We start from the raw sequence: 25,384 nt of genomic DNA on the forward strand, positions 1-25,384 counted from the left end.
GGAGTCAAAGAGCCTCGGCGGAGTCCGGCAGCAACGCCTTACCGTAACCCTCGATGAATTCCACCGGCATGCGCTTCGGCCTGCCGCTGGAAAGTTCGATGCAGACGAAGGTGGTCTGCGCCCGCAGCAAGGTGGCGGCATCGCTGGGACGGATCAGCTGGAAGTGCCGCTTCATCCGCAGGCGCTGGTCCGACTCGACGATCCAGGTGCCCATCTGCAGCTCCTCGCCCTCGTATGCCGCCATCAGATAGTCGATCTCATGGCGAACCACCGCCATGGCGCGGTCCAGGCGCCGGTATTCGACCAGATCCAGGCCCAGGCTCTGCGAGTGACGCCAGGCGCAGCGTTCGAGCCAACTGACGTAGACGGCATTGTTGGCATGGCCCAGGCCGTCGATGTCCTCGGCCTTGACCTCGATGTCGATCACGAACGGATCGGGAATTTCCCAGCTCATGCGGTGTGCTCCAGGCTGCCGGCCAGTTCGCGGGCTTCCCTGGCCAGTTGAGTGATCTGATCCCAGGCGCGGGCGCGAATCAGACTGGGCGGCGCAATCCAGGTACCACCGACACAGGCGACGTTGGGCAGGCTGAGGAAGTTCAGCAGGTTTTCCTGGGTGATACCGCCGGTCGGGCAGAAGCGGATGCCGGTGAACGGCCCCTTCAGGCTCTTGAGCATCTTCACCGCGCCACTGCCATTGGCCGGGAACAGCTTCAGCGAGCGATATCCGTATTCCAGCGCCAGCAGCACTTCCGAAGGCGTCATCACGCCCGGAAGATACGGCATCCGCGCATCTTCGGCAGCGGCTACCAGGCGTGGCGTGCAGCCCGGGCTGACCGCGAAGTGGGCGCCGGCATCGCGCGCCTCCTGGAACTGCTCGGTATGAATCAGCGTACCGGCCCCGAGGATCACTTCCGGCAGCTCGCGATGGATTTCCGCCAGCGCCTCCAGGGCATGCGGAGTGCGCAGGGTCACCTCCATCACGCGGATGCCGCCGGCATACAGCGCGCGGGCCAGATCGGCCGCCAGCGCGACGTCCTCGATCACCAATACCGGCATCACCGGGCGCGCCTGCTGCAGCACCCAGTCCATCGACAGATTCATTTCACCCCCAATCCGGACACTACATCCCTGATGAAAGCGCCTTTCGGCAAAGGCACTCCTGAAACATCCCTGCCACTGCTCCCGATCAGAGCGGCGGACACAGGCCGAGAAGTTTACAGGCTCGGCGGCAGACGTCACGACCTGCCGTCCGGGAGCGCACATGAAAAGGCGGCAGCCATCCGCTTGCCGCCGCCTGCAGAAGGAGGATCAGGACGCCATTGCCAGAACGGCCGGACTTTCCACTCGTTCAAGCAACTCCAGCACGGCATCGGCCACTTCCGGATTGGCAAGCACGGCCTGATGCCCGCCTTTGGGCAGACGCAGCATGCGACTGCTGTCCCAGGCCGCGTGGATTTCCGCAGAATCCCCTACCGGCACCACCCGGTCATCCTCGGCATGTACCACCAGGCCCGGGATGTCCAGTTGATAACGCGCCACATCCAGTTGCGCCGCGGGTATTCCAGCCTCCCGCTCGACCTGGCGAATGAAGCGCGCACGGGCGACAGGCGGCAGTCCGACGAAATGCGCGAAGCGACGCAACACGGTAATCAACCGGCTTGGCGCAGCGATGGTCACCAGCGCCTCCGTGCGCAAGCCGAGCTGAGTCGCCAACAAGGCACTGGCGCCGCCCATCGAGTGCCCAATGACGGCCCGGAGCGGCGGCAACTCCCCGGCAGCCTCGAGCAGTGCCCGCGCGAACAGGACGACGTTCGCTTCATGCCCCGGCGAGCGACCATGGGCCGGACCATCCAGCGCCACGACCGAGTAACCGGCTCCCACCAGCGTCTGGATCAGCGCGGCGAACTGGGTCGGCCGCCCCTCCCAGCCATGCAGCAGAAGCACCGCGGGCCCCACGCCCCAGCGCAAGGCAGACAGGCCGAAGCGCAAGGTGACCCGCTCGGAACTGGCCAGCAATGGCAGTTCCCAGTCACGCGGCTCAAACTCCCGCGGCGTCATGAACGCCCTGCGCATCTTTCCGGCCACCCATTGCGGGGCGACTCGCCCCAGAGTGGTGTTTACGCCTCGAACCCAAGCCAAGCTGCTCATGACAGCACCTCCTCAGATCACCGCCTTCTTCGCGGCACGCAGGACACGGTCGGACAGGTCGCTCGGGCCAAGCGCCCGGGCCAGTGCCAGTCCACCCACCATCAAAGCCATGTCGGCCAGCACGGCATCCGCCTCTTCGGGGCGCCCCGCCAACTCCGCAGTCATCAGCTCCATGTGCTCGATCAGCGCTTCGCGGAAGCCTTCCGGAAGGTGCGCCACATCGGACAAGGAGCTGGGGATAGGACAGCCTGCGTCCTGGCTGTCGCGATGCTTGCGCGACAGGTAGAAAGCGGCGACCAGCCCGCGCCGCTCGGCAAACGACATCGCCGGATCGAGGTTCTTCAGCATTTCCCGACGCGTGCACAGGAGGTGTTTGAAGGCTTCCAGCATCAGGGCGTCCTTGCTTTCGAAATGGGCGTAGAAGCCACCCACCGTCAGCCCCGCCGAGCCCATCACCTCGCCCACGCTGGGATCGACCGGACCGCGCTGCAGCAGCGCGGTGGATGCGGCATTGAGGATGCGTTCACGGGTCTGGGCCTTCTTGTCGCGCATGACGGTCTCGCTCTCGATCCAAAAATATTATGGTCGAAATATTATTCTCATAATAAAAATCCGCAAGCGCCAATCGCGACCGCCGGTCGGGAGACAAAATCGGGAATCGGAAAAACAAAAAGGCCACTCGAAAACCGAGTGGCCCTATAGATCCGCAGAGCGGGAAAATGGCGTCCCCTAGGGGACTCGAACCCCTGTTACCGCCGTGAAAGGGCGGTGTCCTAGGCCACTAGACGAAGGGGACGTATCCTTCGAAGAAATCCACGAACGTGGATTCTGGCAATTGGTGGAGCTAGACGGGATCGAACCGTCGACCTCTTGCATGCCATGCAAGCGCTCTCCCAGCTGAGCTATAGCCCCAGATGACTCTGGCGAACGACGCAAGCGCATCGTTACTGGAAAGTGGCGTCCCCTAGGGGACTCGAACCCCTGTTACCGCCGTGAAAGGGCGGTGTCCTAGGCCACTAGACGAAGGGGACGTATCCTTCGAAGAAATCCACGAGCGTGGACTCTGGCAAATTGGTGGAGCTAGACGGGATCGAACCGTCGACCTCTTGCATGCCATGCAAGCGCTCTCCCAGCTGAGCTATAGCCCCAGATGACTCTGGCGAACGACGCAAGCGCATCGTTACTGGAATAGTGGCGTCCCCTAGGGGACTCGAACCCCTGTTACCGCCGTGAAAGGGCGGTGTCCTAGGCCACTAGACGAAGGGGACGCAATCCTTCGATTTTCAGTTCCGCTTACCGCAAAACCTACTGGGCTTTCCTTTCCACAAGAAAGTGGTGGAGCTAGACGGGATCGAACCGTCGACCTCTTGCATGCCATGCAAGCGCTCTCCCTGCTGAGCTATAGCCCCGTCGGTGAAGACGGGCGGCATCTTATGATCGGACTGGCACCCTGTCAACAGTATTTTTTCTTTGTACTTAAAATTTTTGCTATAAGAACAACCACTTACCCAGCCCCATAAACGAACATGGCCCGCACGAGGCGGGCCATGAGGATCAGATTCGATCAGCCGGGAATGGCGTCGCGGATCTTTTCCCACTCCTTGGTTTCCTTCTTCGACGCCCCGCCCAGCAGTTCCAGCGCCTGGCGCAGACGATAGCGCGACAGGTCTGCGCCGAGGATTTCCATGGCATCCAGCACCGACACCGAACTGGCCTGGCCGGTGATAGCCGGGAACATCAGCGGCATCACATCACGCAGCTTGAGCCCCAGGTGCTCGGCCACTGCCTGGATGCACCCGGTGATCTTTTCCTTCTCCCACTGGCGCAAGGCTTCGATCTTCCACAGCACCAGCTGCAGCACCTGGCGCACCTGGGTAGCGTCGAGCTTCTTGTGCTCGAACAGCCTGGCATCCAGTTGCACGCCGCCGCTGAAGAAGAAGCCCGCCAGCGGAGCGATCTGGCTGAAGTTCTCGACCCGGCCCTGGACGTGCGGGGCGATCTTCATCAGGTATTCAGGATTGAGCGCCCACTTCTGCACTTCCCTGGCGAAGTCTTCCACCGCCAGTTCGCGAATCCACTGGCCGTTCAGCCAGGACAGCTTCTCCAGATCGAAGATCGGCCCGCCCAGGGAAACACGCGACAGGTCGAAGTTCTCGATCATCTCGGCCAGGGTGAACTTCTCGCGCTCGTCCGGCATCGACCAGCCCATGCGCCCGAGATAGTTGAGCAGCGCCTGCGGCAGGTAGCCCATGCGCTCGTAGAAGGTGATGGAGGTGGGGTTCTTGCGCTTGGACAGCTTGCTCTTGTCCGGATTGCGCAGCAGCGGCATGTAGCACAGCACCGGCTGCTCCCAGCCGAAGTACTCGTAGAGCTTGATCAGCTTCGGCGCCGACGGCAGCCACTCCTCGCCGCGCAGGACGTGGGTGATGCCCATCAGGTGGTCGTCCACCACGTTGGCGAGGAAGTAGGTCGGCAGGCCATCGGCCTTCATCAGCACCTGCATGTCCATGCGATCCCACGGGATCTCGACATCGCCGCGCAGCATATCCGGAACCACGCAGACGCCTTCGGTCGGCACCTTCATGCGAACGACGTGCGACTCGCCCGCAGCGATGCGCTGGGCCGCCTCGTCCTTCGTCAAATGCATGCACAGGCCGTCGTAGCGCGGGGTTTCCTTGTTCGCCATCTGCTGCGCGCGGACCTGGTCCAGGCGCTCGGCAGAGCAGAAGCAGGGGAAGGCATGGCCTTTCTCCACCAGCTCGTCGGAGTACTTCTTGTAGATCTCGCCACGCTCGCTCTGCCGGTACGGACCGTGCGGACCGCCGACATCCGGGCCCTCGTCCCACTCGATGCCGAGCCAGCGCAGCGCATCGAAGATCTGCTGTTCGGACTCGCGGGTGGAACGCAGCTGATCGGTGTCCTCGATGCGCAGGATGAACTGGCCGCCGTGCTGGCGAGCGAAGCAGAGGTTGAACAGCGCGATGTAGGCGGTGCCGACATGCGGATCGCCGGTGGGAGACGGCGCGATACGGGTGCGAACAGTGGTCATGAAAGCTCTCGTGAAAACCGAAATGAACAGTACGGACAGCCGTCCGCACTCATGGGCGCGATGTTATCAGGCGGGCCGCCCCCGGCTCCAGCCAATGCCCCTCCCCTACCGGCAGGCACTGGATGAGGAAGTCGAGGAAGGCCTTCACTTTCAACGCCTGGAACCGGCGCGATGGATAGACAGCATAGATCTCGCCCGCCGGCAGCTGCACCTCCGGCAGCAGGCGCACCAGACGGCCCGCCTTGATCCACGCATCGACGATCAGTTCAGGCAATGACGCGATCCCCGCCCCGGCCAGCACCGCCTCGCGGGCGAAGGTGACATTGTTGCAGGACAGCACCCATTGGCACGGCACGCTGTCGCTGGATAACGGCCAGTAGCGCTGGGAATCCTGCGGCAGGAGCACGGCACGGTGCCGCTCCAGATCCTCGACACGCTCCGGCCGGCCATGCTGGCGGATGTATTCCGGACTGGCGCACAGACATCGATTGGAGAGCAGCAGCCTCCGGGCGATAAGGGTCGAGTCCTCCGGCTGGCCGACGGTGATGGCGATATCCACCCCCTCCTCCAGCGGATCGACGGTACGCGAGGTCAGTTCGACTTCCGCGGTGATCTGCGGATACAGGCGCATGAAGTCGCCCAGCACCCCAGCCAGGTAGATCTGCCCGAACTCGATCGGCGAGGTGATGCGCAACAGCCCGGACGGAGCCTGCTGCAACTGCATCACCGCCTGCTCGGCCTCGGCGAAGTCGAGCATGATCTGCCGGCAACGCTCGTAATAGGCCTGCCCCACTTCGGTCAGCCTGAGCTTGCGAGTGGTGCGATTGAGCAGACGCACACCCAGGCGCTCCTCGAGCAGGACGATTCGCCGGCTGACCGTGGATTTCTGCATGCCCAGGCTTTGCGCCGCCTGGGTGAAGCTGTGACACTCCACGACCCGGGTAAAGATCAGCGCATCATCCAGCCCCATCATTGTTCCCTCTATGCAACAAAGTTTCCGAAGTGTAGCGGCTAGGGGCCATCGGGGAACACTGATACATTGGCTGACTTTTGGCCAACCAAACGCTCGTTTCCCATGCCTGCTCAACTCAAGCGCCGCCTTTCCATATTCCTCGTACTCCTCGGCCTGGTTGCCGCTGGCCTCCTCGGCCACTGGTATTTCATCGGCCGCTTCGTCGAAACCACCGACAACGCCTACGTCCAGGGCGAGATCACGCGGATCGCCAGCCAGCTCGGCGCGCGCATCGAAGAAGTGCTGGTGCACGACAACCAGCATGTGGAAAAGGGCCAGTTGCTGGTCAAGCTGGAGGCCAGCGATTTCCAGCTGGCCCTGGATCGCGCCAAAGCCACCCTGGCCACCCGCGAAGCGGAACTGGCCCAGGCGCGCAGCAAACTCAAGGGCCAGTCCAGCATGATCGCGGCGAGCCAGGCGGACCTCAACGCCAGCCAGGCAACGTTCGGCCGCACCCAGATCGACCTGAACCGCGCCCAGACCCTGCGCAAGCCCGGCTACGTCTCCGAGGAACGCGTCACCACCCTGACCGCCGACTCTCGCGTCGCCCGCTCCCAGGTAGCCAAGGCCGAGGCCGATCTGCGCGCCCAGCAGGTCCAACGGGACACCCTGGGCGCAGACATCCAGCGCCTCGAAGCGCAGATCGCCAGCGCCCGCACCGACGTCGCCCAGGCCGAGATCAACCTGACCCGCACGGAAATCCGCGCGCCGGTCAGCGGTCTGGTCGGCCAGCGCAGCGCCCGCGTCGGCCAGTACGTGCAGAACGGCACCGGGCTGCTGTCCCTGGTCCCGGACGACGGCATCTGGGTACAGGCCAACTTCAAGGAAACCCAGGTCGGCCGCATGCGCCCCGGGCAGAAAGCCAGGCTGGTGCTGGACGCGTTCCCCGACCAGCCCATCGAAGGCTGCGTGGAAAGCCTGTTCGCCGCCTCCGGCGCGCAGTTCAGCCTGCTGCCGCCGGACAACGCCACCGGCAACTTCACCAAGGTGGTGCAGCGCATCCCGGTGAAAATCACCTTCGCCGACGACAATCCGCTGAAGGGCCTGATCCGCCCCGGCATGTCGGTCGAGGCCGAGGTCGAGTTCCTTGAGCGCTGATCCCCTCGTCAGGCCGACCGGGGAGCCGAGCCGCCGCGACTGGATCGCCGTACTGAGCGCCATGCTGGGCGCTTTCATGGCGATCCTCGACATCCAGATCACCAACTCCTCGCTGAAGGACATCCAGGGCGCGCTCGCCGCGACCCTGGAAGAAGGCTCGTGGATTTCCACCTCCTACCTGGTGGCGGAAATCATCATGATCCCGCTGACCACCTGGCTGGTGCAGCTGCTCTCGGCGCGGCGCCTGGCTGTGGTGGTCTCCATCGGTTTCCTGATTTCCTCGCTGCTCTGCTCGCTGGCCTGGAACCTGGAAAGCATGATCGTGTTCCGTGCCCTGCAGGGCTTTACCGGCGGCGCACTGATCCCGCTGGCGTTCACCCTGTCGCTGATCAAGCTGCCGGATCACCAGCGCGCCAAGGGCATGGCTCTGTTCGCCATCACCGCGACCTTCGCCCCGTCCATCGGCCCAACCCTGGGCGGCTGGCTGACCGAGAATTTCGGCTGGGAATACATCTTCTATATCAACGTCCCGCCGGGGCTGCTGATGATCGCCGGCCTGCTCTACGGCCTGGAGAAGAAGGCGCCGCACTGGGAACTGCTGAAGCGCACCGATTATGCCGGCATCGTCACCATGGCCATCGGCCTGGGCTGCCTGCAGGTATTCCTCGAGGAAGGCCATCGCAAGGACTGGCTGGAATCCAACCTGATCGTATCCCTTGGCAGCATCGCGACGATCAGCCTGATCCTGTTCGTTATCCTGCAGATTTCGCGGCCGAACCCCCTGATCAACCTGGGCATCCTGCGCAACCGCAACTTCGGTCTTTCAGGCATTTCCAGCGTCGGCATCGGCATGGGGCTGTACGGCTCGATCTACGTGCTGCCGCTGTATCTGGCGCAGATCCAGGGCTACAACGCCATGCAGATCGGCGAGGTGATCATGTGGATGGGGGTGCCGCAGCTGCTGCTCATCCCGCTGGTGCCGCGCCTGATGAAGATAGTGCCGCCGAAATTCCTCTGCGCCCTCGGCTTCTGCCTGTTCGCTTCGGCCAGCTTCTTCTCCGGGGTGCTCAGCCCGGACTTCGCCGGGCCGCAGTTCAGCCATGTGCAGCTGATCCGCGCCATGGGCCAGCCGCTGATCATGATCACCGTCTCGCTGATCGCCACGGCCTATATCCTGCCGCAGGACGCCGGCTCCGCTTCCAGCCTGTTCAACATCCTGCGCAACCTCGGCGGCGCCATCGGCATCGCCCTGCTCTCCACGCTGCTGGATAGCCGCGCCAAGGTGTATTACGACTACCTGCGCGAGGCAATCGTGCCAACCAATAGCGCGGTGGACGAACGCCTGGCGCAACTGACTGCGCAACTGGGCAGCCAGCAGGCGGCGATGGCCAGGCTGAGCGAGATCGTCCACCAGCAGGCGGCGATCATGGCCTACAACGATGCCTTCCATGTCATCGGCATCTTCCTCATCGTCGGCATGCTCGCCATCCTGCTGACCAAGCCGTTACCACCCGGCATGGGCACCTCGGCCGCCGCCGAGGCGCACTGACGGAGTCAACCGACCTCGACCAGCCGCTCGCGGAGCTTGTGGATCTCGTCGCGCACGGCGGCGGCGGATTCGAACTCCAGGTCGCGGGCCAGCTTGTACATCTGCTCTTCGAGCTGGCGGATGCGTTTGCCGATCTCGCTCGGTGAGCGCAGCTGCTCCGCTTCGTAGCGCCCGCTCTCCTCCGCCACCTTGGCCACGCCGCGACGCTTGCCGCGGGCACCGGGCACGGTGGCGCCTTCGAGGATGTCCTTGATGTCCTTCTTCACGCCCCTGGGCACGATGCCGTTGGCTTCGTTGAAGGCGATCTGCTTGGCGCGACGCCGTTCGGTTTCACCGATCGCCCGCTGCATCGAGCCGGTGATGTTGTCGGCATAGAGGATCGCCTTGCCGTGCAGGTTGCGCGCGGCGCGGCCGATGGTCTGGATAAGCGAACGCTCGGAGCGCAGGAAGCCTTCCTTGTCCGCATCGAGGATCGCCACCAGCGACACTTCGGGCATATCCAGGCCCTCGCGCAGCAGGTTGATGCCCACCAGCACGTCGAAGGCGCCGGTGCGCAGGTCGCGGATGATCTCCACCCGCTCCACGGTTTCGATATCCGAGTGCAGGTAACGCACCCGCACACCGTGATCGCCGAGGTAGTCGGTCAGGTCCTCGGCCATGCGCTTGGTCAGGGTGGTCACCAGCACGCGCTCGTCGCGAGCCACGCGCAGGCGGATTTCCGACAGTAGGTCGTCTACCTGGGTAAGCGCCGGGCGCACCTCGATTTCCGGGTCGACCAGCCCGGTGGGACGCACCACCTGCTCGATCACCCGCCCGGCGTGCTGGGCCTCATAAGGCCCCGGCGTGGCAGAAACGAAGATGGTCTGAGGGCTGATCGCCTCCCACTCCTCGAAGCGCAGCGGGCGGTTGTCCAGCGCCGACGGCAGTCGGAAACCGTACTCCACCAGGGTTTCCTTGCGCGAGCGGTCGCCCTTGTACATGGCGCCGACCTGCGGAACGCTGACGTGGGATTCGTCGATCACCAGCAGCGAGTTGGCCGGCAGATAGTCGTAGAGGGTCGGCGGCGGCTCGCCGGGAGCGCGGCCGGACAGGTAGCGCGAGTAGTTCTCGATGCCGTTGCAGTAGCCCAGCTCGAGGATCATTTCCATGTCGAAGCGGGTGCGCTGCTCCAGGCGCTGCGCCTCGACCAGCTTGTTGTTGTTGCGCAGGTAATCCAGGCGCACCTTCAGTTCTTCCTTGATCTGGTCCACCGCGCTCATCAGGGTTTCCCGCGGCGTGACGTAGTGGCTCTTCGGATAGAAGGTGAAGCGCGGCAGCTTGCGCAACACCTCGCCGGTCAGCGGATCGAAGGCGGCGATGTTCTCCACTTCATCGTCGAACAACTCGACGCGGATCGCTTCCATCTCCGATTCCGCCGGGAAGATGTCGATCACGTCGCCGCGCACGCGGAAACTGGCCCGGGCGAAGTCCATGTCGTTGCGCGTGTACTGCAGGCTGGTCAGGCGCCGCAGCAGTTCGCGCTGGTCCATGCGGTCGCCGCGATCCAGGTGCAGGACCATCTTCAGGTAGGAGGCGGGATCGCCGAGGCCGTAGATCGACGACACGGTGCAGACGATGATCGCGTCCTCGCGCTCCAGCAGGGCCTTGGTCGCCGACAGGCGCATCTGCTCGATATGGTCGTTGATCGAGGCGTCCTTCTCGATATAGGTATCGGAGGACGGCACGTAGGCTTCCGGTTGGTAGTAGTCGTAGTAGGAAACGAAGTACTCCACCGCGTTGTGCGGGAAGAAGGTCTTGAACTCTCCGTACAGCTGCGCGGCCAGGGTCTTGTTCGGCGCCAGCACCATGGTCGGGCGTTGCACCTGGGCAATGACGTTGGCGACACTGAAGGTCTTGCCGGAGCCGGTCACGCCCAGCAGCGTCTGGTGCGACAGCCCAGCCTCCAGCCCTTCCACCATCTGCCGGATGGCCTCGGGCTGGTCGCCCGCCGGCTTGAATTTCGAGTCCAACTGGAAAATCGACATGGGTACCTCGCTCTGGGCTGTGACGCGGCGGAGAAGCCGACGTCAAACCAGGCATAAAGCACGCGCGACGAACTCGCCGCGTGCACCTGGGACCGATATAATACCGGCCCGCCAACGCAACCCACAGCATCCCTCGCGACGGGTTGCACTCGCTATCTCAATCTTGCCCTAGAGCTGCCGCCAAATGAGTCTGTTCTCCGCCGTCGAAATGGCCCCCCGCGACCCCATCCTGGGACTGAACGAAGCGTTCAATGCCGATACCCGTCCCGGCAAGATCAATCTGGGGGTTGGCGTGTATTACAACGAGGATGGCCGCCTGCCGCTGCTGCGCGCCGTGCAGGCCGCCGAAAAGGCCCGCATCGAAGCCCATGCACCGCGTGGCTACCTGCCGATCGAAGGTATCGCCGCCTACGACCAGGGCGTGCAGAAGCTGCTGTTCGGCACTGATTCCGAGCTGCTGGCGGAAGGTCGTGTGGTCACCACCCAGGCGGTTGGCGGGACCGGCGCACTGAAGACCGGTGCGGACTTCCTCAAGCGCCTGCTGCCGGATGCAGTGGTGGCGATCAGCGATCCGAGCTGGGAAAACCACCGCGCGCTGTTCGAGGCCGCCGGCTTCCCGGTGCAGAACTATCGCTACTACGATGCCGCCAGCCATGGCGTGAACCGCGCCGGCCTGCTGGAAGACCTGAACGCCCTGCCGGCACGCTCCATCGTGGTGCTGCACGCCTGCTGCCATAACCCGACCGGCGTCGACCTGAGCCAGGAAGACTGGCTGCAGGTGCTGGACGTGCTGAAGGCCAAGGGACACGTACCGTTCCTCGACATCGCCTACCAGGGCTTCGGCGACGGCATCGACGAAGACGCGGCGGCGGTGCGCCTGTTCGCCAAGTCCGGGCTGAACTTCTTCGTTTCCAGCTCGTTCTCCAAATCCTTCTCGCTGTACGGCGAGCGTGTCGGCGCACTGTCCATCGTCACCGACAGCCGCGAGGAGTCCGTCCGCGTCCTGTCCCAGGTCAAGCGCGTGATCCGCACCAACTACTCCAACCCGCCGACCCATGGCGCCAGCGTGGTTTCCGCCGTCCTCAACAGCCCGGAACTGCGCACCATGTGGGAAGAAGAACTGGGTGAAATGCGCGACCGCATCCGCACCATGCGCCAGACCATGGTCGAGCAACTGGCCGCTTTCGGCGCCAAGCGCGATTTCAGCTTCGTCGCCCGCCAGCGCGGCATGTTCTCCTACTCCGGCCTGAGCGCTGAGCAGGTCGAGCGCCTGAAGGACGAATTCGGCATCTATGCCGTCGGCACCGGCCGCATCTGCGTTGCTGCGCTCAACAACGGCAACATTGAGACGGTCACCCGCGCCATCGTCCAGGTCCTCTGAAAAAAGCTCGGGGAAGTCTGGCCAAAAGCTTGACTTCCCCTTTTTAATCAGTAGGATACGCACCGTTGTTCCGCGATAGCTCAGTCGGTAGAGCAAGTGACTGTTAATCACTGGGTCCCTGGTTCGAGTCCAGGTCGCGGAGCCAGATTCAAAGCCCTCGGCACATGCCGGGGGCTTTTTCGTTTGAGCTCCCGGGTGTTGGGCTTCGCTGCGCTCAGCACCAGCCTACGCCAGCGGCCAACGCTCCGCTAAGCCCCCAACACCGACATTAGCTCCAACAGCCCATGAAAAAGCCGGTCACCAGGACCGGCTTTTTCTTCAGACCTCCAGCCTCACTGGATGGTCAGCTTGTCGGCATTCCTTTCCAGAAGCTTCTTGCCGATCCCCTTGACCTCAAGCAACTGATCGACGGAAGCGAAGGGGCCATGTTCGTCACGATATTTGACAATCGCTTCGGCCTTGACCTTGCCGATGCCCTTGAGCTCCTTCTGCAGCGTGTCCGCATCGGCAGTATTCAGATTGATCGTGGATACCTGCCCGGGCACGGCAGCGGTCGCTTGGCTCACCGCTTCAGCAGCGACCGGCTTGGCCACTTCAGCCTTAGGGGCGCCAAACGCCACACCGGTGAGTGAGGCACAGGAGAGCATCAGCGCCAACAAAACAGAAAAGCGAACTCCTTTCATAGTTTCATCCTTATCGAAAAATAAAGATTGCGTGGCGCTCCGTATTAGAGCGCCAGGCAACCTTATCTCCGGGAATGTCCATGAAAAGCGTAAAACCTGAGGGCAGAGCGAATTCAGGCGAATCGCCGCCGCGCCCTGAAAAAGTCAGCAGTTTCGCAAGAGCCTTCCGACAGCCGCCAAATACACGCCTGACTCAGGGCTCGACCCGCCGCTGCTGATGGATGAGATCGACAATATCCCCTTCCGGGCTATAGCCGTTGACCACCTCACGCAGCAATTGCCGAACCCGCGAATAATCGCCACGTTCAACAGCCTTCAGCAGCTCCGCCAGAGCGACCTTGAAGGTCTCCCACGACATCAGTTCCTCATTGGCCTTCATGATCATGGGATGGTCGGTCGCGCTCACGTTGTCGCCAATCAGCAGCTCTTCGTAGAGTTTTTCCCCCGGACGCAGGCCGCTGAACTCGATAGCGATATCGCCATGCGGAGTACGCTCGGAACGTACGCTCAGGCCTGACAGGCGGATCATGCGCTCAGCCAGCTCCAGAATCTTCACTGGCTGCCCCATATCGAGCACGAACACGTCCCCACCCCGCCCCATCGAGCCCGCCTGGATAACCAGTTGTGCCGCCTCGGGGATTGTCATGAAGTAGCGGGTGATCCCGGGATGCGTCACCGTGACCGGCCCGCCACGCCGGATCTGCTCACGGAACAGCGGAATCACCGAGCCGGAGGAACCCAGCACGTTGCCGAAACGCACCATGGTGAAACGGGTCTTGTTCACCTGATGCACGCCGGACCTGTCGCCGAACAGCAACGGCGCCGACTCCTGACTCAACGCCTGCAGGATCATCTCCGCCAGGCGCTTGGTGCTGCCCATCACGTTGGTCGGCCTGACCGCCTTGTCCGTGGAAATCAGCACGAAATTCTGTACACCCGCCTGAATTGCCGTCTGGGCGGTATGCAAGGTGCCGAGGACATTGTTCAGCACACCCTCGGAAATATTGTGCTCGACAATGGGTACATGCTTGTAGGCCGCGGCGTGGTAGACCGTGGCGACCTTCCAGGTCCTCATCACATCGAGCAGGCGATCGGCGTTGCGCACGGTCCCCAGGATCGGAACCAGCTGCAATGCCAGGGACTCACGCTTGATGCGCGACTCCAGTTCCTGATGAACGCGATACAGGTTGAACTCGCAATGCTCGAAGAGAATCAGCGTCGTCGCACCGCAGGAGAGGATCTGCCGGCACAGTTCCGCACCAATGGACCCGCCAGCCCCCGTGACCATCACTGCCTGCCCGCGTATGCAGTGCTCCAGCAGCTCCTTGCGCGGGGCCACGGGGTCGCGGCCTAGCAGGTCGGCAATATCCACTTCCTGGATATCGTCTACCCGTACCCCGCCGTTGGCCAGATCGATGAATCCGGGAACGCTGCGCACATGCAGCGGATACGGCTCGAGCAGGCCGAGAATCTCGCGACGCCGGGCACGCGAGGCCGACGGGATAGCCAGCAGGATTTCCTGCGCTCCGGTCTCCTCGATCATCTGCTGGATGTGCTTGGGCTTGTAAGCTCGCAGCCCCGCAATAACCCGCCCGGCGATCTCGTCATCATCGTCGATGAAGGCCACCGGCCGCATGGCACGTCCAGCCCGCAAAGCAGCAATCAACTGATTGCCAGCGGAACCGGCGCCGTAGACAGCGACCTTGGGCAGGCCGTCCTGCTTGTTGTTGAAGAACGGCACGGACTGCACCGCATCGTACCAACCGCCCATGAAGTACTGCCGCATGGCCAGCCGCAGGCCGCCCACCATCAGCAGGCTCAGCCACCAGTAGTTCAATACCAGGGAGCGCGGAACCACTTCGGTAACCGCGCGATTCCAGTAGACCACCAGGGAAAGCACCAGAGCGGAGATGGTCACGGCTTTCCAGATGGCGATCAGTGCATCGTTGCCGAGATAACGCATTACTGCACGGTACATGCCGAAACGTATGAACAGCGGGATGGCGATAGCCGGCGCCACAGCGAACAGCCAGCTATGGGCCCTGAACGGGTACAGCAGGTCATCCATCCCCAGGCGCGCAACGAAAGAAAGCCACAGCGCAACCCAAACCAGGATGATGTCAGTCGTGACCTGCAGCAAACGCTTGTACCGTCGCGGAAGCTTTAGCAGGCGTTCTCGGAGCATTCTTTTCGATTCCTTTTTCGAGCCCGGGTTTGTACAACCCCCGAATTACATTGACCACCGATTCCGTTGGAGTTCAGCTCACTACCCGATTATCCGGACGACCAGCCCCTGAATATGCAACGACCAATACCAATGGAGCATAGGCAATAATCAGCCCAAGCAACCCATCCACTTTTTCCAGGGCCACCAGAATTGCCCACGGCGCCAGCCAGAACAGATTGATGGCGGCGACCATCACGCTCACCCAGAGATGCCCTCCCCAACTGCGCGCAATCCGCTGATAGGCATGACTGCGATGCGCCTCGTAGACACGCTCGCCGCGCAACAGCCGGTGGAGCAGCGTCCAGGTGGCATCGACGATGAACACCGCCAGCAGGATCAACCAGCTCCAGAGCAACTGCGGCGCAACCCAGGCCGCCTGGAGAGACAGCCCTCCGAGAACCACCCCGAGGAACCCGCTGCCGGCATCGCCCATGAATATTCGCGCCGGAGGGAAATTCCAGGCCAGGAAGCCCGCAGTCGCCAGCGCCAGCGCCAACGGCAGCCAGCCAAGCTCACCGCGACCGATCAGCCAGTAACACAGCGCCCCTGCCAGGCAGACTGTAACCGCCTCCAGGCTGGCGATTCCGTCGATGCCATCCATGAAGTTATAGAGATTCAGCAGCCAGACGAGATAAATCAGCGCCAGCAGATCGCCGACCAACCCCAGGTCCGGCCGCCCTCCCGCCAACACAAGGGGCGCCAGCCCCCCGCTGAAGACCAGGAGCCAGGCCGCACCAAGGAAGTGCCCCAGCAAACGCCAGCGCGCTGGAATGTGCCGGTGATCATCCAGGAAGCCGATAGTGGCGATCCAGGCCCCTGGAGGCAGGAAAGCCAGCAATACTCCGCCCTCGATGACTCCCATACCCCATGCCAACGGCAACGACAGCAGAAAGGCCAGCACTATCGCCACTCCCCCTCCCCTTGGGGTTGGCACCTCGTGAGAGCTGCGCTCGTTCGGTACGTCCATGAGGCTGCGACTCAGTGCATAACGGCGAACCGCCGCCGTCAGGAGCAGCGAAACCACGAAGATGCAGAGCAACAGCAGAAGAGACTTCATCCCTGACCATGCTCCCGGTGCCAACGCGCGGTTTCCCGCAGGGCATCATCGACACTTACTGGTGGCGTCCACCCCAGCAAGCGCTCGGTCTTGCCGATGTCCAATTGAAGCGAGCCCAGCAGGCGCTGCATCTGCGCTCGCTTTCCCAACAGAGCAGCCAGGAAACGCAAGAGGCCCTGCGGAACAGGAAGCAACCTCGGCCGGACCTCCAGAGCATGACTCAACTTACGGCAAAGCTCTGCCGTAGAGAGGTCCCGCCCATCGCTCACGAGAAATACCTGATTGGCCGCAGCCGGATGCTTCATGCACAAGAGGATCAGATCGACGAGGTTTGCCCGCGAAACCAGACTGCGACGATTGTCGACCAGGGCAAAAGGCAAAGGCAGTCGCCGATCGAGCGCACGCATCAAGCTGGCGAAGTTGGCCCGGACGCCCGGCCCGTAGACCAACGGCGGCCGGATTATCACAACCTCCAGACCTGTTTCGCCTGCGATATCGAGCAATCCCTGCTCAGCCTCCAGCTTGGACTGGCCATAGGGATCAAGGGGGCTCAGCCTACTATCTGCAGTAAATGGAGCGCCCGCAGCTGACTCCTCGCCATTCACCTTGATCGAGCTGATGAAGATGAAACGCTTTACTCCTGCCGCCGCGGCTTGCCGCGCAAGGTTGAGGGTAGCGTCGACATTGACAGCGCGAAACTCGGAAATAGGATCGGCCAGCTTCTCGTGCATCACATGCACCCTGGCAGCGGCGTGGATGACCACGTCCACCTCGTGCAGTGCATCTGCCCAGTCTTGGAGCGCGCTCAGGCCATCTATCCTGAAGACTTCGACTGCTGGAGAAAAACTCGCCGCCCGCGAACGAATCGCAACGCGCAAGCGCAACTCCGGCAAGCGCTGCAAGCGATCGAGCAACCCACTTCCGACGAACCCGGTCGCGCCTGTTAGAAGAACTCTCAACACCGTACCTACGACAATATCGGGCGCTCTGCGCGCCGCCCCTGAATTAAGCCATCGCCAACGCTACCAGGGCGTCGTGACCGGCCGCAGAGTATTCCAGGTATGACAACCCGGGCATTGCCAATGCAGTTGCCGCCCGAAAAAGCCACAACTGTCGCAACGGTAGCGCGGGGCACGCTTGTGCAGATCAGCAATGATCGAGCGCACCCCCGACAGCGTTGCAGTATCACCGACCTCCGCCCCGGAAATATCCAGGCAATCGATCATCCCCTGCCAGGAAGGCTGCCTCCTGACCCGGTCCAGCAAGCGCTCACGCCAGCGCCGGGTATTATCCCCATCCAGGCTCGCCAGAACCACCAGAAGCGCAGGAGCGGCATCCGGCGCTGCGGCCAGCTCCCTGAAAATAGCCAGGATTTCCGGCTCATGGAGAGCTTCCCGGCGCTCCAGAACGGCAACGACCTCGCCGATATATCCTTCAGCCTGCTCCAGCAGCTCACGCAGCGTCGCAGCAGCTGCAAGCACGTCCTTTCGCCAGAGCTCACCATCCATGCGCATCAACAGCGCCCGGACACACAGCCGATCTACGCGCAGAGCCTCGCCCAGCAACTCCGACATTGCATTGCAGTCGCCGTCGCGGGCTTTCTGCTGGGCAAGCTCGCAATAGTAGTTCGCCAGGCTCGATCTGAGTTGCGGCCTGCTTTCCAGCAGAGGAACGGCCAGCTTGATGGCCTGCAGCCAATCCTTCTCGCGCTCGCGAATTCGCCGCAATTCATCAAGCGCCTCGAAGGAGATAGGCCGATCACCCTGTCTGACCAGCTCATCCAGCAGTTGCTCTGCCCTGCCCAGCAGCCCGCCGGCGATATAGTCTCGCGCAAGCTCCAGATGCAGCTTCGCAACCAGGCCAGGCTCGGCGCCTGCCTGTTCGAGCAGCCCCTGGTGGATCTGGATGGCCTTTTCAATGTCGCCCCGACGCCGGAAAAGGCTTCCCACATGCACATGGCTTTCCAGGGTTTCGGGATTGAGTGCAAGCCCCTGCGAAAGACTTTCCAATGCGTCATCGGAATGCCTGTCGAGTGCATTGTGCAGACTGTGGATACGTTCGCGCAGACTCGCAGCCTGGCCGGGCCGTGATTCGCTACCGGAGCGCCTGCCCAGCCACCACCCTAGAGTGAGGGCAAGCAGAATAAAGATTGCAGCCAGGGCACTGGACATCTCAAGTCACTGATCTTTCGGCGACTTTTCGCGGAGCGCCTGGTTTTCCTTACGGAATCGGGAAACTTCGGATTGCAGGCCAGCCATTCTGATTCGCGCTCGCGTCCTGAAGGGAACGCCAAGAAGCAAGCCGATCAGCCCGCCAGCGATGAAAGCGAGGGAGACAAAGACGACCAAGGGCCATTCAGGCGACTGCCATCCGAGGAACGCCAAGCGCGCAGCCTGCAGGTTCTCCAGGACAAAGACCACCACAGACACTGAAAGCACAATCATGGCAAGGATTGCCAGGAATCGCTTCACCCAAAGCATGAACACTCCTTAAAGGAGAAAGCCCTTCTCATTCAGGCTCGTTGACACGATCGCGCAGTTCCTTCCCCGGTTTGAAGTGCGGCACGAACTTTCCATCCAGTCGTACCGATTCGCCGGTCTTCGGGTTACGGCCAACGCGAGGGGCGCGATAGTGTAGAGAGAAACTGCCGAAACCACGAATCTCGATGCGGTCTCCAGTCGCCAAGGCCTGGGACATTTGCTCAAGCATGGTCTTGATCGCCAGCTCCACATCCTTTGCGGAAAGCTGCCCCTGATGGGTGACGATTCTCTCGATCAACTCCGACTTGGTCATGGTTTTCCCTTCGTTTTCAAGCGGCTAGATCAGCTCGTAGTTCTTTTAGCACGCTGATCAGGCTTTGAACAGCCCGAAGGGGAAAACAAAAAGGGCGACCGAAGTCGCCCTTTTTTCGAAGAACCGGAGGGGATTAGCCCTGGTTCTCCATTTGCGCACGAATCAGATCGCCAATGGTAGTCGGACCAGTGCTCTCAGTTTCCTGTTTGCGCAGTTCCTTCATGGCTTCTTTTTCGTCGTCGACGTCTTTCGACTTGATCGACAGGCTGATTACGCGGCTCTTGCGGTCGATGCTGATGATCTTGGCTTCGACTTCTTCGCCTTCTTTCAGCACGTTGCGAGCATCTTCGACGCGGTCACGGCTGATTTCGGAGGCTTTCAGGATGCCTTCGATATCGTTGCCCAGGCTGATCACAGCGCCCTTGGCATCGACTTCTTTGACGGTGCCACGAACGATGGTGCCTTTCTCGTGCATCGACGCGTAGTTGGAGAACGGATCGTCTTCCAGCTGCTTGATGCCCAGGGAAATGCGCTCGCGCTCCGGATCGACGGAGAGAATGACGGTTTCCAGCTCGTCGCCCTTCTTGAAGCGGCGGACGGCTTCTTCGCCAACTTCGTTCCAGGAGATGTCCGACAGGTGAACCAGACCGTCGATGCCGCCTTCCAGGCCGATGAAGATACCGAAATCGGTGATCGACTTGATGGTGCCGGAGATCTTGTCGCCCTTGTTGAAGCGGCCGGAGAAGTCTTCCCACGGGTTGGACTTGCACTGCTTGATGCCCAGGGAGATACGACGACGCTCTTCGTCGATGTCCAGAACCTGAACTTCCACTTCGTCGCCAACCTGAACGACTTTCGACGGATGGATGTTCTTGTTGGTCCAGTCCATTTCGGAAACGTGCACCAGACCTTCCACACCCTCTTCCAGCTCGGCGAAGCAGCCGTAGTCGGTGAGGTTGGTGACGCGGGCCATGACGCGGGTGCCTTCCGGGTAACGAGCCTTGATAGCAACCCATGGGTCTTCGCCCAGTTGCTTCAGACCCAGGGATACGCGGTTGCGCTCGCGGTCGAACTTCAGGACCTTGACATCGATCTCGTCGCCAACATTGACGATCTCGGACGGATGCTTGATGCGCTTCCAGGCCATGTCGGTGATGTGCAGCAGGCCGTCTACGCCGCCAAGGTCAACGAACGCACCGTAGTCGGTGAGGTTCTTGACGATACCCTTGACTTGCTGACCTTCCTGCAGGGATTCCAGCAGAGCTTCGCGCTCGGCGCTGTTCTCGGCTTCCAGGACACTGCGGCGGGAAACGACAACGTTGTTGCGCTTCTGGTCCAGCTTGATGACCTTGAACTCGAGCTCTTTGCCTTCCAGGTGAGTGGTGTCGCGCACCGGGCGCACATCCACCAGGGAGCCCGGCAGGAACGCGCGGATACCGCTGACGTCGACGGTGAAACCGCCCTTGACCTTGCCGTTGATAACGCCCTTGACCACTTCGTCGGCAGCGAAAGCCGCTTCCAGAACAATCCAGCATTCTGCACGCTTGGCCTTCTCGCGGGACAGCTTGGTCTCACCGAAGCCATCTTCAACCGCGTCCAGCGCAACGTGGACTTCGTCACCCACATTGATGGTCAGTTCGCCCTGTTCGTTATAGAACTGCTCGACCGGGATGACGCCCTCGGACTTGAGGCCAGCATGGACGGTGACCCAGTCACCATCGATGTCGACCACGATGCCGGTGATGATTGCACCCGGCTGCATGTCGAGGGATTTCAGACTTTCTTCAAAGAGTTCTGCGAAGCTTTCGCTCATGTTTATACCTGTAGTCTAGGGCACGCGATGCGCCCGGTTCCGCGCCACCAGCAGACGCGGTCAAGTCATGAAAAGAAATCAGCAGGATCAGGACTGGTACCCTACCGACCCCGGTTGTGCCTGCCAGAAGACAGGCACTCCACTTTCGGTTTACGAAGGATTCGCCTCGAACAAGCAAAACCCTTCCAATACAAGACCTGGAATATTAGCAACCACCAGCACCACCGTCAATTACGCCCCTCATGGCGCTCACTGCCGAACAATCTACGAATACCGCGCAACGGGGCGGTGATGCGCCAGGACGAGCTGGCGAGAAGGGAGTCAACTCTACGCCTGGCGGCAGCGCACGCTTCTCGCGCACTTCCGATTTCCATTTGCTGCTCCTGAAGGCTTCGGTGCAGAGTCTCGAGCCCTGTCATCGCTACGCGCAACTGTTGCTCCATGCCTCTCGCGACACACCGTTGATCCTGTAGCTCCCGCCGCAGCCGAGCATATTCGTCCTGCAAACGATTACGCTCCTCCTGCCAGGCCATCTCCTTGGCCATGATCGAGCCCTCCAACTCTTCGACCCTACCCATCAGTCCGGCCTGAGCCTCGGAAAACCATTCCCGCTCCGCATTATTGCTCTGCCACAACTCCCACAGTTGCAGATCCTGCTGCCCACAGTGACGGAGCAACGGCCAGATCGCGACGAATGCTTTCTCTACCTCGCTCCGTCGACGCAAAAACGCTTCAGTTTCAAGGCTTAATCGATCGTTCGCCAATTCCCGTAAGAGAGCATAGAGCTCGGACAGCGCATGGAAGGTATTGGCATGCCCTTGCAGGGCAAGCTCATCGAAACGGGAGTGACGTAACCCATCGTCCAGCACCTGACTGGAAAAGCGCGTGAACGATGATTCATCGAGATCCAGCCCAAGCCGTTCACCGATCCTCATCAGTGCAGTCCGGGGGCACTCCAGAAAGTGATCGTAATCGACGACGACTGTATGCTTCGTGCATACAAACATCAGGACCCGGAACATGTGCTCGTACCAGAGGAGCAGGCTTTTGCAGGCCGCAAAGCCATCACGCTCCGCCAGGGAAGCAGCCACGCTCAGGGGATTCCGCAGGGGCACCACGAAACTGCAGTCCAGTCCACGGGACTCCAGCACCCGCCACCAGACGTTCATCAACCGCGGCATGCGCGGGTCCTTGATACCAAACACGGGATACTCGGAAAGGCGTTCCTCGAGCAATTGGCCGATCTGTTCCTGGAGCCTGATGCATTCAGTACTCCGCAGAAGATCTTCCTCGTCGAACCCCAGGCTGGACGAGTTGGCCCCCAGGACAGCGTACAGACGGTCGTTGAGCTCGACGAACTCCCGATCCTCCCAGAACCCCTTGGGGTTGTCATCCCTGGGCCCTATCAACCTGTTGCCGAACTCCACACCAAGGCACTCCAGTGAGGCAGATAGCACACTGGTTCCCGACCTATGCATGCCGAGGATGATTACTACCCGTTTCATTTCCCTCCTATCACTCACATCCGTTCCCTCTCCGCCGGAGTCGTGCCCAGGTACGTGCAGTACCGAATATCCTGATATGGAACAACGCCTTCACCGAAGCCGAAACCAACCGCCATGTCACTCCGCCACGCAATGCGCCGTATCGCCCTAGCACACTGAGCAGACGCCAGGTGACCCACTGCCATTTCAGATGAGCCTCTGCATGCTGCCCAGCCCCCTGGTAAAGCGGGCGTACTAGCGGGCGAGCCCCATGCAATACCTGCCCGACCAACAGCAGCAACCTCGCCTCGAAGTTTTCCCGTTCGAAATACTGGACAATGCGCTTTCGCGCCAGGACCCCCATTCGACGCAACTGGTCCCGATCACCGATCAGATGCTCCAGCGCAGTGGAATAGGCCACAACCAGGTCTCCGGAGGTGGGATCGATCAAATGGCCGCAATCCTGAACAACCAATTCCATCTGCCCACCGACCCGGGCAGCCACAATGCCAAGGCCGGTAGCCATTGCCTCGTAAAGCGCCAGCGCAATGCCCTCAGCCTCAGACGGCAGAAAGAATAAATCGGCCGCCTGCAGCGCCTCCCGCAGGCCGGCATCATCGACCCAACCAAGCAGATGCACCCTCCCCGCCAGTCCCTGCCGATACAACTCTTTCTCCAACCAGACCGCCAGCTCCCCATCGCCCATTACCAGCGCAACGAAGTTTTGATTACGCTCCGTCAATCGCCGCATGCATTTGACAAATAGATCCGGCCGCTTCTGCCGACAAATGCGCCCGGCGTACGCGATAACCGGAGTTTCGGCAGCAATGCCCAGACGCTCTCGCAAGCGATGACGGGCTGCCAGGTCCGGTTTCCAGTAATTGATATCAGTGAACCAGTGGAGAACATCCACACGCGAACGTTCGATGCCACGACCCTGCATCCAGCGCTGCAAGTGCTGCGATACGACCCAATGCTGAGTCAGCAGCCTGTCGTAATGCACTGCCAACCCCGGATACCCACCCGACTCCCAGGGCTCCTCCATGTGATTGAGGGCAACCACCGGTAACTGCGGTCGCCGAGCCTGCAGTACATGGAGCAATTCGTAACCCACACGGCAGTTGGACAGAATCACCAGATCCGGATCCCGACGTTCGACGAGTTCTGCCATGAATTCACCGACAGCGTTTACGGCCAGAAAGTGCGGCAGAACGAACAGGTCACTGCTTAACTCGCAGAAACGCGATATCCAGCGATGTCCGGCCTCCAGGGTAGCGACGAACGTCACGTCCCATCCTTGAAGGGACAGAACGGCCGCAATGTCCAGATTGCAGCGATCTGCCCCGCCTGTCTCGAACCAGGGCACCAACATCAGAAGTTGCCGTCGGTCTCGACATCCATGCCTCCGAACGGCCGGCACCAAGGCACCCGCTCCCCTCCTCCAATACGCTCCCTGTTGGGGAGGACTGCGCAAGGCGACTAATCGAACAGAGAGGTTGTCGACTCGACAGAAGCCGGCGAACTGGGCACCCGGACGCGAGTGAAAGAACCAGCAGGCCTGCTCCAAGGCCGTAGCGCTCAAGCCATCAGGAGACTCGTCAAGATGCAGCCAGGCGATGCAGCCGCTGGCCGTCACCCAATGGAGTACATCGCAATCGTCACCGGGAAACTCGCAGACCCGCGTATCGTCAAGCAGCCCCTTGGGGACATTTCGCGAGCGAATCAGCCAACGCCAGCCGGCCAACGTCTGTCCTCGCAAAAAGGAGCCGATGGCCTCCAGGGTTTCCTCAGTGCAACCATCGCCGGAGACAATCACAACCTCCGGCAAGTCAGTGTCATGCTGCCGCATCAGTCCCCTCTCCTGACTCTGGCAACGAGCAGATGATGTTCCGGGTTCGATGGAAGTTGTCCACGAACTCACGCCACTGACTACGATCAAGGAAGGCTGGTAACCGATAGATCACTTCGGCACGCTGAACCAGCCAGCGGGGAAGTGGTCCGTCATGCTCCACGATAAGTTGTAACGATGCGTCACCTGCGCACGACGCAAACTGCCAACAACGTGCCGCATCCTCGCCCTCTCTCAGATGGACAAGCACGATGCCTCCCGGCCATTGGCGATATTGCTCGGGACGGCTCAGGTTCAACATTGGATCGACAGTCGGACGCAAGGTGCGGCACGCCATCAAATTCTGGCGCCATGCGTCATCGGCGAAGAAGCGTCTATGTGCACGACGAAGCACGCCCCGAGACTTCCAGGCACTCTGGTTGGCGCCATGCAGGCGCGTGCGGCCGTGTCGGCGGTAATGGAAGAGCGGCTCCTCGATCACTCGGCCGTGAACTCCAAGACACGCCAGGCGAATCCAGAAGTCCCAGTCCTCGTAAAGACACTCCCGTGCTTCCGAGTATCCCCGGGCTGCACACCAATCATCCCTGTGGAACACCGCAGAACAGCCCAGGTGATTCACATAGCGCAGCAGTCCAAAGTCCAGATCCCGGGCTCTGAACAACCGACTCTCCTCGCCGAACAATTGCAGCCAACTGTAGGCCAGGCGCGTACCGGCATCGGCCTCCAGCAGTACTACACACTTTTCCAGATAGTCCGGTGCCAGACGGTCATCGGAGTCAAGACAGCAGATGTAACGTCCGCGCGCTCGAGCGACTCCTGCATTCCTGGCAGCTCCAGGCCCCTTATTGGATTGCCGAATCAGCTCAACACGCGTCAATCGCTCGATCAACGCCAGAAGCCGCAGCGTACCTGGATGTTCGGACCCATCGTCGACCAGAAAGACCTCGAAATCCTGGAATGTCTGGTGCTGCAGGCTGCGCAGAGCTTCTAAAAGGTATTGTCCGTCATTGAAACAGGGGATCACTACGCTGAGCAGAGGTCGACTGAATTCCCAAGGTCGGGCATGGCAAGGCTCACGCACCAATGCCCCAACAGGAAGGGACGTCCCCAAGCACTTGTGCTGCAACGCGCGCCCCAACTCTCCAAAGCACAATCGGAGCACAGGCCGGGCGAAAATCCCGAATCGCGCAATACCCTCTCGCCAATCGATCATACAA

The 25,384-nt window shown here is 61.4% G+C and carries 21 protein-coding genes and 7 tRNA genes; 4 read left to right on the plus strand and 24 right to left on the minus strand.

Annotation, left to right across the window (positions count from 1 at the left end):
- Positions 1 to 4: 4 nt before the first annotated feature.
- From JFY56_RS04930 to JFY56_RS04985, 12 genes are all read right to left on the minus strand, one after another.
- Complete coding sequence (locus JFY56_RS04930) at positions 5 to 454, minus strand: acyl-CoA thioesterase (RefSeq protein WP_208312370.1); 450 nt, start codon at positions 452 to 454, stop codon at positions 5 to 7.
- Positions 451 to 1,101 (minus strand): bifunctional 4-hydroxy-2-oxoglutarate aldolase/2-dehydro-3-deoxy-phosphogluconate aldolase, encoded by a 651-nt coding sequence (locus JFY56_RS04935; protein WP_208312371.1) that lies wholly within the window; start codon positions 1,099 to 1,101, stop codon positions 451 to 453. Before JFY56_RS04935 ends, JFY56_RS04930 begins: the two co-directional genes overlap by 4 nt.
- A gap of 207 nt (positions 1,102 to 1,308) precedes the next feature.
- Complete coding sequence (locus JFY56_RS04940; RefSeq protein WP_208312372.1) at positions 1,309 to 2,148, minus strand: alpha/beta fold hydrolase; 840 nt, start codon at positions 2,146 to 2,148, stop codon at positions 1,309 to 1,311.
- A gap of 12 nt (positions 2,149 to 2,160) precedes the next feature.
- Positions 2,161 to 2,700, minus strand: coding sequence for a TetR/AcrR family transcriptional regulator (locus JFY56_RS04945; RefSeq protein ID WP_208312373.1), 540 nt, complete (start codon positions 2,698 to 2,700; stop codon positions 2,161 to 2,163).
- A gap of 168 nt (positions 2,701 to 2,868) precedes the next feature.
- Positions 2,869 to 2,944 (minus strand) — tRNA-Glu (locus tag JFY56_RS04950).
- Positions 2,945 to 2,984: 40 nt separating this feature from the next.
- A tRNA-Ala gene (locus tag JFY56_RS04955) sits at positions 2,985 to 3,060 on the minus strand.
- Between the two features lie 43 nt (positions 3,061 to 3,103).
- Positions 3,104 to 3,179: transfer RNA gene (locus tag JFY56_RS04960), tRNA-Glu, on the minus strand.
- A gap of 41 nt (positions 3,180 to 3,220) precedes the next feature.
- Positions 3,221 to 3,296: transfer RNA gene (locus JFY56_RS04965), tRNA-Ala, on the minus strand.
- A 44-nt stretch (positions 3,297 to 3,340) separates the two neighbouring features.
- A tRNA-Glu gene (locus tag JFY56_RS04970) sits at positions 3,341 to 3,416 on the minus strand.
- Between the two features lie 65 nt (positions 3,417 to 3,481).
- Positions 3,482 to 3,557, minus strand: a tRNA-Ala gene (locus tag JFY56_RS04975).
- Positions 3,558 to 3,712: 155 nt separating this feature from the next.
- The gene (gltX, locus tag JFY56_RS04980; RefSeq protein WP_208312374.1) at positions 3,713 to 5,197 is read right to left on the minus strand and encodes a glutamate--tRNA ligase; all 1,485 of its coding nucleotides are present in this window, start codon (positions 5,195 to 5,197) and stop codon (positions 3,713 to 3,715) included.
- A 49-nt stretch (positions 5,198 to 5,246) separates the two neighbouring features.
- The gene (locus JFY56_RS04985) at positions 5,247 to 6,167 is read right to left on the minus strand and encodes a LysR family transcriptional regulator (RefSeq protein WP_208312521.1); all 921 of its coding nucleotides are present in this window, start codon (positions 6,165 to 6,167) and stop codon (positions 5,247 to 5,249) included.
- A 105-nt stretch (positions 6,168 to 6,272) separates the two neighbouring features.
- Here JFY56_RS04985 and JFY56_RS04990 point away from each other — a divergent pair, with 105 nt between their 5' ends.
- Together JFY56_RS04990 and JFY56_RS04995 are read left to right on the plus strand one after the other, a co-directional pair.
- The gene (locus JFY56_RS04990; RefSeq protein ID WP_208312375.1) at positions 6,273 to 7,307 is read left to right on the plus strand and encodes an HlyD family secretion protein; all 1,035 of its coding nucleotides are present in this window, start codon (positions 6,273 to 6,275) and stop codon (positions 7,305 to 7,307) included.
- A gap of 43 nt (positions 7,308 to 7,350) precedes the next feature.
- Entirely contained in the window at positions 7,351 to 8,856 is a 1,506-nt protein-coding gene (locus JFY56_RS04995; protein WP_328824812.1) for a DHA2 family efflux MFS transporter permease subunit, read from the plus strand.
- Between the two features lie 5 nt (positions 8,857 to 8,861).
- Here JFY56_RS04995 and uvrB read toward each other — a convergent pair whose 3' ends face one another.
- Positions 8,862 to 10,880, minus strand: a complete 2,019-nt coding sequence (gene uvrB / locus JFY56_RS05000; RefSeq protein ID WP_208312376.1) for an excinuclease ABC subunit UvrB — start codon at positions 10,878 to 10,880, stop codon at positions 8,862 to 8,864.
- Between the two features lie 184 nt (positions 10,881 to 11,064).
- Between uvrB and JFY56_RS05005 the strand changes: the two genes are divergently transcribed.
- Together JFY56_RS05005 and JFY56_RS05010 are read left to right on the plus strand one after the other, a co-directional pair.
- A complete protein-coding gene (locus JFY56_RS05005; protein WP_208312377.1) occupies positions 11,065 to 12,261 on the plus strand; it encodes an amino acid aminotransferase in 1,197 nt (398 codons plus the stop codon).
- Between the two features lie 69 nt (positions 12,262 to 12,330).
- A tRNA-Asn gene (locus tag JFY56_RS05010) sits at positions 12,331 to 12,406 on the plus strand.
- A gap of 187 nt (positions 12,407 to 12,593) precedes the next feature.
- Here the strand turns inward: JFY56_RS05010 and JFY56_RS05015 are convergent.
- From JFY56_RS05015 to JFY56_RS05065, 11 genes are all read right to left on the minus strand, one after another.
- Entirely contained in the window at positions 12,594 to 12,944 is a 351-nt protein-coding gene (locus JFY56_RS05015; RefSeq protein ID WP_208312378.1) for a ComEA family DNA-binding protein, read from the minus strand.
- A 193-nt stretch (positions 12,945 to 13,137) separates the two neighbouring features.
- A complete protein-coding gene (locus JFY56_RS05020) occupies positions 13,138 to 15,129 on the minus strand; it encodes a polysaccharide biosynthesis protein (RefSeq protein WP_208312379.1) in 1,992 nt (663 codons plus the stop codon).
- 73 nt (positions 15,130 to 15,202) lie between these two features.
- On the minus strand, positions 15,203 to 16,228 hold the full coding sequence (locus JFY56_RS05025; protein WP_208312380.1) for an MraY family glycosyltransferase: 1,026 nt from the start codon (positions 16,226 to 16,228) through the stop codon (positions 15,203 to 15,205).
- A complete protein-coding gene (locus JFY56_RS05030) occupies positions 16,225 to 17,187 on the minus strand; it encodes a UDP-glucose 4-epimerase family protein (RefSeq protein WP_208312381.1) in 963 nt (320 codons plus the stop codon). Before JFY56_RS05030 ends, JFY56_RS05025 begins: the two co-directional genes overlap by 4 nt.
- Before the next feature lie 63 nt (positions 17,188 to 17,250).
- Positions 17,251 to 18,399, minus strand: coding sequence for a hypothetical protein (locus JFY56_RS05035; RefSeq protein ID WP_208312382.1), 1,149 nt, complete (start codon positions 18,397 to 18,399; stop codon positions 17,251 to 17,253).
- A gap of 6 nt (positions 18,400 to 18,405) precedes the next feature.
- Positions 18,406 to 18,708 (minus strand): lipopolysaccharide assembly protein LapA domain-containing protein, encoded by a 303-nt coding sequence (locus JFY56_RS05040; protein WP_208312383.1) that lies wholly within the window; start codon positions 18,706 to 18,708, stop codon positions 18,406 to 18,408.
- Positions 18,709 to 18,736: 28 nt separating this feature from the next.
- The gene (gene ihfB, locus JFY56_RS05045) at positions 18,737 to 19,021 is read right to left on the minus strand and encodes an integration host factor subunit beta (protein WP_003091441.1); all 285 of its coding nucleotides are present in this window, start codon (positions 19,019 to 19,021) and stop codon (positions 18,737 to 18,739) included.
- 133 nt (positions 19,022 to 19,154) lie between these two features.
- Positions 19,155 to 20,834 (minus strand): 30S ribosomal protein S1, encoded by a 1,680-nt coding sequence (rpsA, locus tag JFY56_RS05050; RefSeq protein ID WP_208312384.1) that lies wholly within the window; start codon positions 20,832 to 20,834, stop codon positions 19,155 to 19,157.
- A gap of 227 nt (positions 20,835 to 21,061) precedes the next feature.
- Positions 21,062 to 22,339, minus strand: a complete 1,278-nt coding sequence (locus JFY56_RS05055) for a sulfotransferase family protein (RefSeq protein WP_208312385.1) — start codon at positions 22,337 to 22,339, stop codon at positions 21,062 to 21,064.
- A gap of 10 nt (positions 22,340 to 22,349) precedes the next feature.
- Positions 22,350 to 24,167 (minus strand): glycosyltransferase family 4 protein, encoded by a 1,818-nt coding sequence (locus JFY56_RS05060; RefSeq protein WP_208312386.1) that lies wholly within the window; start codon positions 24,165 to 24,167, stop codon positions 22,350 to 22,352.
- A complete protein-coding gene (locus tag JFY56_RS05065; protein ID WP_208312387.1) occupies positions 24,154 to 25,380 on the minus strand; it encodes a glycosyltransferase family 2 protein in 1,227 nt (408 codons plus the stop codon). The genes JFY56_RS05060 and JFY56_RS05065 overlap by 14 nt, the downstream gene beginning before the upstream one ends.
- Positions 25,381 to 25,384: the final 4 nt, after the last annotated feature.

It is taken from the genome of Pseudomonas schmalbachii (assembly GCF_017589465.1).
Taxonomy (GTDB): Bacteria; Pseudomonadota; Gammaproteobacteria; order Pseudomonadales; family Pseudomonadaceae; genus Pseudomonas; species Pseudomonas schmalbachii.

Coding starts and splice junctions, on each gene's coding strand:
- ihfB (WP_003091441.1), bottom strand. CDS start 19,021: ATGACCAAGTCGGAGTTGATCGAGAGAATCGTCACCCATCAGGGGCAG.
- JFY56_RS04945 (WP_208312373.1), bottom strand. CDS start 2,700: ATGCGCGACAAGAAGGCCCAGACCCGTGAACGCATCCTCAATGCCGCA.
- JFY56_RS04940 (WP_208312372.1), bottom strand. CDS start 2,148: ATGAGCAGCTTGGCTTGGGTTCGAGGCGTAAACACCACTCTGGGGCGA.
- JFY56_RS05015 (WP_208312378.1), bottom strand. CDS start 12,944: ATGAAAGGAGTTCGCTTTTCTGTTTTGTTGGCGCTGATGCTCTCCTGT.
- JFY56_RS04985 (WP_208312521.1), bottom strand. CDS start 6,167: ATGGGGCTGGATGATGCGCTGATCTTTACCCGGGTCGTGGAGTGTCAC.
- JFY56_RS05060 (WP_208312386.1), bottom strand. CDS start 24,167: ATGCGGCAGCATGACACTGACTTGCCGGAGGTTGTGATTGTCTCCGGC.
- gltX (WP_208312374.1), bottom strand. CDS start 5,197: ATGACCACTGTTCGCACCCGTATCGCGCCGTCTCCCACCGGCGATCCG.
- JFY56_RS05065 (WP_208312387.1), bottom strand. CDS start 25,380: ATGATCGATTGGCGAGAGGGTATTGCGCGATTCGGGATTTTCGCCCGG.
- JFY56_RS05055 (WP_208312385.1), bottom strand. CDS start 22,339: ATGAAACGGGTAGTAATCATCCTCGGCATGCATAGGTCGGGAACCAGT.
- rpsA (WP_208312384.1), bottom strand. CDS start 20,834: ATGAGCGAAAGCTTCGCAGAACTCTTTGAAGAAAGTCTGAAATCCCTC.
- JFY56_RS05040 (WP_208312383.1), bottom strand. CDS start 18,708: ATGCTTTGGGTGAAGCGATTCCTGGCAATCCTTGCCATGATTGTGCTT.
- JFY56_RS04930 (WP_208312370.1), bottom strand. CDS start 454: ATGAGCTGGGAAATTCCCGATCCGTTCGTGATCGACATCGAGGTCAAG.
- JFY56_RS04990 (WP_208312375.1), top strand. CDS start 6,273: ATGCCTGCTCAACTCAAGCGCCGCCTTTCCATATTCCTCGTACTCCTC.
- uvrB (WP_208312376.1), bottom strand. CDS start 10,880: ATGTCGATTTTCCAGTTGGACTCGAAATTCAAGCCGGCGGGCGACCAG.
- JFY56_RS04935 (WP_208312371.1), bottom strand. CDS start 1,101: ATGAATCTGTCGATGGACTGGGTGCTGCAGCAGGCGCGCCCGGTGATG.
- JFY56_RS05020 (WP_208312379.1), bottom strand. CDS start 15,129: ATGCTCCGAGAACGCCTGCTAAAGCTTCCGCGACGGTACAAGCGTTTG.
- JFY56_RS05035 (WP_208312382.1), bottom strand. CDS start 18,399: ATGTCCAGTGCCCTGGCTGCAATCTTTATTCTGCTTGCCCTCACTCTA.
- JFY56_RS05005 (WP_208312377.1), top strand. CDS start 11,065: ATGAGTCTGTTCTCCGCCGTCGAAATGGCCCCCCGCGACCCCATCCTG.
- JFY56_RS05025 (WP_208312380.1), bottom strand. CDS start 16,228: ATGAAGTCTCTTCTGCTGTTGCTCTGCATCTTCGTGGTTTCGCTGCTC.